At 60.9% G+C, this 7,808-nt stretch carries 5 protein-coding genes and 3 pseudogenes; 3 read left to right on the forward strand and 5 right to left on the reverse strand.

Features of this window, described 5'->3' with window-relative positions:
* Nucleotides 1-2: 2 nt before the first annotated feature.
* Both ACRESD_RS16585 and ACRESD_RS16590 read right to left on the reverse strand, forming a co-directional pair.
* A pseudogene (locus ACRESD_RS16585) lies at nucleotides 3-512 on the reverse strand (methyl-accepting chemotaxis protein); the annotation flags it as partial.
* A 348-nt stretch (nucleotides 513-860) separates the two neighbouring features.
* A pseudogene (locus tag ACRESD_RS16590) lies at nucleotides 861-2,150 on the reverse strand (HAMP domain-containing protein); the annotation flags it as partial.
* Between the two features lie 238 nt (nucleotides 2,151-2,388).
* Between ACRESD_RS16590 and ACRESD_RS16595 the strand changes: the two are divergent.
* From ACRESD_RS16595 to ACRESD_RS16605, 3 genes and pseudogenes are all read left to right on the forward strand, one after another.
* The gene (locus tag ACRESD_RS16595; protein ID WP_431751920.1) at nucleotides 2,389-3,708 is read left to right on the forward strand and encodes a Na+/H+ antiporter family protein; all 1,320 of its coding nucleotides are present in this window, start codon (nucleotides 2,389-2,391) and stop codon (nucleotides 3,706-3,708) included.
* Nucleotides 3,709-3,780: 72 nt separating this feature from the next.
* Nucleotides 3,781-4,602: pseudogene (locus ACRESD_RS16600) on the forward strand (cache domain-containing protein); the annotation flags it as partial.
* Between the two features lie 102 nt (nucleotides 4,603-4,704).
* Nucleotides 4,705-5,460: a methyl-accepting chemotaxis protein gene (locus tag ACRESD_RS16605; protein WP_431751921.1), complete on the forward strand. Its 756-nt coding sequence runs from the start codon at nucleotides 4,705-4,707 to the stop codon at nucleotides 5,458-5,460.
* On the opposite strand, the gene yegQ is transcribed toward ACRESD_RS16605, so the two are convergent.
* The 3 genes from yegQ to ACRESD_RS16620 all read right to left on the reverse strand — a co-directional run bounded on the left by yegQ (nucleotide 5,457) and on the right by ACRESD_RS16620 (nucleotide 7,408).
* Nucleotides 5,457-6,770, reverse strand: coding sequence for a tRNA 5-hydroxyuridine modification protein YegQ (gene yegQ / locus ACRESD_RS16610; RefSeq protein ID WP_431751917.1), 1,314 nt, complete (start codon nucleotides 6,768-6,770; stop codon nucleotides 5,457-5,459). The genes ACRESD_RS16605 and yegQ overlap by 4 nt on opposite strands.
* A gap of 170 nt (nucleotides 6,771-6,940) precedes the next feature.
* A complete protein-coding gene (locus tag ACRESD_RS16615; RefSeq protein WP_431751918.1) occupies nucleotides 6,941-7,123 on the reverse strand; it encodes a hypothetical protein in 183 nt (60 codons plus the stop codon).
* A 90-nt stretch (nucleotides 7,124-7,213) separates the two neighbouring features.
* Nucleotides 7,214-7,408 (reverse strand): hypothetical protein, encoded by a 195-nt coding sequence (locus ACRESD_RS16620; protein WP_431751919.1) that lies wholly within the window; start codon nucleotides 7,406-7,408, stop codon nucleotides 7,214-7,216.
* Nucleotides 7,409-7,808: the final 400 nt, after the last annotated feature.

Consider the following 7,808-nt stretch of genomic DNA (forward strand, 5'->3'; position numbering starts at 1 on the left):
CTTCAGACCCTGAACTGATCCATCAACCCCTGCTGCTGATTGGCCAGGCTGTTCAGCGCCTGGCTCACCCGCGCCGACTCATTGGCCTGCTCCGACAACGATTCAGTCACATCCCGAATTGTCGCCACATTACTGTTGATCTCTTCAGCCACCGCGCTTTGCTCTTCGGCGGCGCTGGCGATTTGCAGGTTCATGTCGCTGATCACGGTGACCGCCTCGCCAATCTGGCGCAAGGCCGTTACCGCCTGCCCGACCTGTTCGACGCTGCCTTGGGCCTGGCGATAGCTGTTGCCCATGGAGCCGACCACATCGGTGGTGCCGTTTTGCAATTGTTCGATCACCAGCCGGGTTTCTTCCACCGATTCCTGGGTACGTTGCGCCAGGTTACGTACCTCGTCGGCAACCACCGCGAACCCACGACCAGCTTCACCGGCGCGGGCCGCCTCGATGGCGGCGTTGAGCGCCAGCAGGTTGGTCTGCTCGGCGATGCCACGAATCACTTCCAGCACCGAACCGATTTGCTCGCTATTGGCAGCCAAACCTTCAACCTGAGCCATGGCGGTGCTCATGTCGGCGGCGAGCGCGCCGATGTTGGTGGTGGTGCGGTCGATCACGGTCAAGCCTTCGCGGGTGGCCTGGTCGGCATCCCGTGCGGCCTGGGCGGCTTGGGCTGCGCTGCGGGCGACGTCCTGGGCAGTGGCGCTCATCTCGTGGGAGGCGGTGGCAACCTGATCCACCTGGCGATATTGCTGCTCCATGCCGGCGCTGGTTTGAGTGGCAATCGCGGCGGATTGGTCGGCGGTGCCACGGGCGTCCTGTACCGAACGTTTCACCTCGGCAATGATCGGTTGCAGCTTGTCGAGGAAGCGGTTGAACCAGCCAGCCAGTTGGCCCAGCTCGTCTTTTTTGTCGTAGGCCAGGCGACGGGTCAGGTCGCCTTCGCCACTGGCGATGTCTTCAAGCATGCGCGCCACACCGAGGATTGGACGGGTCACGCTGCGCGCCATCAGCCACACCAGGACCAGGCCCACCACCGCGGCCAGCAGGCCCAGGCTCAGTTCCAGCAGCGTGCCCTTGGCGTTATCGGCGTCCAGTTGCGCTTTCAAGGCTTCTGCAGGGACGACCAGGACTTTTTCTGGAACGTCCAGCAATACACCCCACGACTTGCCACCCGGTATCGGTGTAAACGGCGCCAAGACCTTGAGTTGGTGGTCGGTGCGCAGGCTGCGGGTTTGCGTGCTGCTGGTCAGCGCGCTGATCAACTGCGCACCGCTGGCGGTATCGACCTGGTCCAGGCGCTGGCTGAGTTTGCTGGCATCCGGGCTGTAGCCGGCGAGCAAGCCGGTCGGGCTGAGGATGCTGACCTGGGTCTGGCCGTCATACAGCTTCTGGCTCGCCTGCTGGCTCACGGCCTGCAAGCTGTTGAGGTTGATGTCCACCGACAGCGAGGCAATGACTTTGCCGTTGGACATCAGTGGGAACACGATGCTGGTCATCAGCACGTTCTGCCCGTCGATCACATAAAAGTACGGTTCGATCACACAGGGTTTGAGGGTAGTGCGCGGGCAAGTGAACCAGGCATTGGCTTTCTCGCCGCTGGGGCCGACGCTGGTGTCGGCCATGTCGCTTTCGGGCAGCGGCATCGAGGTCAACTTGCCCGGGGTGGGTTGTGACCAGTACAGGGCAAAGCGGCCTTTTTCGTTGCTGCCCAGTTCTTTCTGATTGGCGAACAACTCGTCCTTGCCGTCCAGCGCATTGGCTTCGAATACCAGGGACAGACCGAGCAGGTCCGGGTTGGCCTGCAGCGCGGCCTTGACCTGGCGAGTCAGGTCTTCGCGGGTGTCGAAGGCATCGAGGAAGCGTTTTTCAGCTTGTTCGCGCAGGAACAGCACTTGGCGGGAAAACCCATGGCCGTACTGATAGGCGTCCATGAACTGCTGGCGAATGCCCAACGCTTGCACTTCACCCTGTGCCTCGATGCGCGCCTGGGCGGCAGCATCGAGCATCTGCATGCTGGATGCCTTGACCTGCTCGGAACTCTGCTCCATGCGATACAGCGACAGACCCACCAGCAGGGTCACGATCCCCAGCAGGCAGAGGCCGGCGAGCAGGGTGATTTTCCATTGAATGGAGAGCTGCCTAAGCGACATCGGGACATCCTTACCTGAAAACACGTAGAGATCCGTTATCGGCTGCGCTAATTATTTCTTTATTCAACCGTTCAATATAAAGCTCAAAGCGGTGTCGTTTTTTGACATGGTCGCTCACCTGCTGCAAAGTGCGCGCCCTCTAATAAGACCTCTTCAGCCTGCACGCTGGCCACTCTATTGAATGGCTGCCTGGGCGCCGCACGCCTGTTTTTATGTTTTTTGTCTTGAGGTAACCATGATTAACGCAGTAATCGCCGCGGTCGGCACGATGTTGGTGCTCAGCCTGTCCCGTGTGCATGTGGTCATCGCCATTATCGTCGGCGCCCTGGTGGGCGGCTTGACCGGTGGCCTGGGTATCGACGCCACGCTCAAAGCGTTCAACGGTGGTTTGGGCGGCGGCGCGACCGTGGCTTTGTCCTACGCTTTGCTCGGCGCTTTTGCTGTAGCGATTGCCAAATCCGGTTTGGCTCACGCCCTGGCGGATAAGGCATTGCTGTTGGTCGATCGCCAGGAAGCGAGCGGTGGCAGTCACGTCAAATGGCTATTGATCGGCCTGCTATGGGTGGTGGCGATTGCCTCGCAGAACATCCTGCCGATTCATATCGCCTTCATCCCCTTGTTGGTCCCGCCGCTGTTGTACGTGTTGACCAAGCTGCAACTGGACCGCCGCCTGATCGCCTGCGTGATGACCTTTGGCCTGATTACGCCGTACATGTTCCTGCCGGTCGGCTTCGGCAATATCTTCCTCAACCAGATCCTGCTGGCCAACGTGGCCAAGAGTGGGGTGGACATCAGCCAGGTCAACGTCACCCACGCCATGGGCTTGCCGGCGTTGGGCATGGTCGTGGGCCTGCTGGTGGCCGTGTTTATCAGCTACCGCAAGAAGCGCGTGTATGACCTGGAAAAAATCGAGCGGGTCGAGCAAGTGGCGGTGCAATACAACCCGTTGACTCTGCTGGTGGCCGGGCTGGCGATTGCCTCGGCGTTCATCATTCAGTTGTGGTTGGACTCGATGATCATCGGCGCCCTGGCCGGGTTCCTGATCTTCTCGGTGTCGGGCATCGTGCGCTGGCGCGAGACCGACGACCTGTTCACCGAAGGCATGAAGATGATGGCGATGATCGGCTTCATCATGATTGCCTCGTCGGGTTTTGCCGAAGTGCTCAAGGCCACCGGCGACGTGCGTTCGCTGGTAGAAACCTCGGCGGCCTTCATCGGCCATAGCCGTGGCGTGGGTGCATTGCTGATGTTGCTGGTGGGCCTGCTGGTGACCATGGGCATCGGTTCGTCGTTTTCCACGGTGCCGATTCTGGCCGCGATTTTTGTACCGCTGTGTGTGCAACTGGGTTTCAGTCCGTTGGCCATCGTGTGCATCGTCGGTACGGCGGGCGCCTTGGGTGATGCGGGGTCGCCGGCGTCGGACTCCACCCTCGGCCCGACCTCTGGCCTTAACATCGACGGCCAGCATCACCATATCTGGGACACCGTGGTGCCGACCTTCCTGCACTACAACATCCCGCTGTTGGCGTTTGGCTGGATCGCCGCAATGACCCTCTGACGACTCGCGCCTACAGATATTTCGCCATTGGCCGTTAACCTCTCAAGTCGCCACGAATAAGAGAGAAAAGCCATGCGTCTGAGTTTGAAGGCCAAAGTCCTGTCCCTGGCCGTCGTGCCGGTACTGCTGTTTGCCGTGGTCATCAGCCTGACCACGGTGTGGATTCTGCAGGGCCAGGCACGCAACGAGGTGGACGAGACCCGCCAGCGCCTGCTCAATGACGCCAAAGCCACCCTGCAAAGTTATGTAGAAGTGGCCATGACCACCATCAAGCCGCTTTACGACGCCGCCGCCCCCGGTGATACGGCGGCGCGGGCCGAGGTGGTCAAGCTGCTCTCCAACACCAGCTACGGCAAGGATGGCTACTTCTTCGGCTACGACTCCGAGACCATTCGCCTGTTCAAGGGCAACAGCCCTGACGGCGTGGGCAAGAGCTTCAAGGACAATCGCGACCCGAACGGCGTCTACGTCAACCGCGACCTGGTCAAGGTCGGCAAGGACGGCACTCACTACCTGCAGTACAGTTCGACCCAGCCCGGCCAGACTGAGTTGGTGCCCAAGCTTGGCTACACCGTGTACTTGCCGAAATGGGACATGGTGATGGGTACGTCGGTGAACCTGGATGGCATCGAAGCCCAGGTGGCGGTGGTCGAGGCCAAGGTCGAGAAACGCATGGAAGGTGTGCTGCTAAGCATCCTCGGTGTGGCGGTCGTCGTGCTGTTGGTGATCGCCGCGGTCGGCATGGTGGTGGCCAATACCATCTTGCGTCCGCTGAACCTGATGAAGGCCAACCTTGACGATATTGCCGCCGGTGAGGGCGATTTGACCCGTCGCCTGGCCATCACCAGCCAGGATGAGTTGGGCGAACTTGCCAGCGCGTTCAACCGGTTTGTCGACAAGATCCACGGCCTGGTGCGCCAGATCACCGAGATGACCGCCCAATTGACCGGCCTTGTCAGCCAGGTTTCCGATCAGGCCCAGCGTTCCGAGCAGGCCATGGAGCGTCAGCGCCACGAGACTGACCAAGTGGCCACCGCCATCAACCAGATGTCCTCCGCTGCCCACGAAGTGGCGCGCAGTGCCCAGGGGGCCGCCGTGGCCGCGCAACAGACCGACGCCGAAGGCCAGGCCGCCAAGCGTGTGGTGGACGGCAGCATCGCGCAGATCCATGCACTGGTGAACGACATCCGCAGCAGTGGCGTGTCCCTCGACAGTCTGCAGCAGGATGTTTCGTCGATTGTCAGCGTGCTGGGCGTGATCCGCTCGATTGCCGAACAGACCAACCTGCTGGCGCTCAACGCGGCGATCGAAGCAGCACGGGCCGGGGAGGCCGGGCGCGGGTTTGCGGTGGTGGCCGACGAAGTACGCGCCCTGGCCAGCCGCACCCAAACCAGTACCCAGGAGATCCAGGGCATGATCGACCGCCTGCAAAAAGGCACGGTCGCCGCCGTGGACGCCATGCGCCGCTCCAGTGACGCCGGCGACGGCACCTCGGCCCAGGCCAACGAAGCCGGCGCCTCGTTGGACACCATGGCGCAGTTGATCGGCACCATCAACTCGATGAACGCGCAGATCGCCAGCGCCGCCGAAGAGCAGACCGCCGTGGCCGAAGAGATCAACCGCAGCGTGCATCAGATTGCCGTGGCGGTGGACAGCGTGGCCGATGAAACCCAATTGGGTGCCCAGACGTCCCGCAGCCTGGCGGAGTTGGGCCAGCGTTTGGGGCAGTTGGTGGGGCAGTTCCGGATCTAGAGATCGCGCATCAATAAGCCAAAGCGCAAATCCATTTCGATGGGCAGCGGCACATACACCGTGTGCCCATCTCCCGGCGCCACCTCGATGGGTTCGCCTTGGGTGTTGTGCAACGTGGCCAGGTCAAAGTGAAAGTTGCCGCTGGGCGTCATCAGCTCCAGGTGATTGCCCACGGCAAAGCGGTTCTTCACCTTGACCTCGGCCAAGCCACTGCGGCGCTCGCCCGTCAATTCCCCGACAAACTGCTGGCGTTCCGACACTGAGCTACCGTTTTGGTAGTTCTGGTATTCGTCGTGCACATGGCGGCGCAGGAAGCCTTCGGTGTAACCACGTTGGGCCAGGGATTCCAGATCAGTCATCAGGTTGCGGTCAAACGTACGACCGGCCACTGCATCATCGATGGCCTGGCGATACACCTGGGTGGTGCGGGCGCAATAGAAGTGGGACTTGGTGCGCCCTTCGATCTTCAGTGAATGCACGCCCATATGGGTCAACCGCTCCACGTGTTGCACCGCGCGCAAGTCCTTGGCGTTCATGATGTAGGTGCCGTGTTCATCCTCGAAGGCGGGCATCTGTTCATCGGGGCGGTTGGCTTCCTGCAACAGGAATACCTGGTCGGTCGGTGCGCCGATGCCCAGCGTCGGCTGATATTCCTGGACGATATCACCCGTGGCGTTTTCCACAGCGGGTGTCGCCTGGTATTTCCAGCGGCACGCGTTGGTGCACGTGCCCTGGTTGGCGTCGCGTTTGTTCATGTAGCCGGAAAGCAGGCAGCGTCCGGAATAGGCCATGCACAAAGCACCGTGCACAAACACTTCCAGCTCCATGGTCGGCGCCTGCTGGCGGATTTCGCCGATCTCTTCCAGGGACAACTCCCGCGACAGAATCACCCGACAGATGCCTTGCTGCTGCCAGAACTCGACGCTGGCCCAGTTCACCGTGTTGGCCTGGACCGATAGGTGAATCGGCATCCACGGGAAGTTTCGGCGCACCAGCATGATCAGGCCTGGGTCGGACATGATCAGCGCATCCGGGCCCATCGCGATGACTGGCGCCAGGTCCTTGAGGAAGGTTTTCAACTTGGCGTTGTGCGGCGCGATGTTCACCACCACGTAGAAGCGCTTGCCCAGGGCGTGGGCTTCCTGAATGCCCAGGGCCAGATGGGTGTGATCGAACTCGTTGTTGCGCACCCGCAGGCTATAACGCGGCTGACCGGCGTAGACCGCATCGGCACCGTAGGCGAAGGCGTAGCGCATGTTTTTCAGGGTGCCAGCGGGGGCGAGCAGTTCGGGGGCAATAACAGAGGGCATGGTCGGCACTTCGATCAAAAGTGCGGCAGGGTAGTGCAGGCCTGGCGAAGGGTTGTTGATCTGGATCTATGCCTGGCGCAACCAATAGGGCGTTTGTAGAGATTGCGGACTAAGCCGCAGAGCTGCACGCGCCCGTTTTCCTGGCATGGATCGGCCCGTTGCCCTGGACTTCAAGCGTTGAGCCTGAAGTTGGACGCATATTGAAGCTGTCTTTCGGCGTCGGATAACGAGGTGAGCGGGCCGCTGATGAGCTCGCCATCGCGTACCACATACCAGCAGGCGAGCAGGCCCAACTCCCGCAGTGGGGTGGGAACGGCGCTACCGATGACGGACATGATCTGAACAGTGGGCATAAGTACCTCCAATCGTTATGGAGGTCACCTTACGGTGGGGGACGCTGAGGAAAAATCATCTGGCTCGATAGTCGACATCAACGCTAGGCGTCAGTCCACCACCTGATCCAGCATCATCACCACTTCCTGCTCACTGAGCAGGCCCTTGCGCACCAGGTTTTCTGCCAGCAACGCCAGGAATTTTGCACTGCGGTGGCCTTCCAGGTGCTTGAGTTCGGTCAGGGCGCTGTAGACCTTGCTGGAGGTACAGAGGCCGGCAGTGCGGTGCGGGTTTTGCGTGGGCATGGTCAGTCGTCCTTAATTGTTATTCGGTGGACAGGTCGATAGTGAGACCGTTTCGTGACGTAAACATGACAGGACGGGCCTCAATCGAGCAAGAAGACATTCGACCCTCATGATGTCGGATTGCCGCTCGAACATTGTCCTCACTGCGACCTTGGCAAAATAAATCCAGACCGTGCAGACAAAAAAAGGCCCCGCGTGTGGGCGAGGCCTGTTCAGTCGAATCCGTTCAAGGTTACCAGCCGCGGCCGTAGTAGCCGTGTGGGTGGCCGTAATAGTAGCCGCGCGGTGGGCCGTAATAGACCGGCGCAGGGCGGTAGTAAACCTGTTGTTGCACGTACACCGGTGGTGGCGGTGCGTAGTAGACCGGCGGAGGAGCGGCATAGACCGGTTGCGGCTGGAC

Source organism: Pseudomonas sp. (assembly GCF_050739995.1).
In the GTDB taxonomy this organism is placed as follows: domain Bacteria; phylum Pseudomonadota; class Gammaproteobacteria; order Pseudomonadales; family Pseudomonadaceae; genus Aquipseudomonas.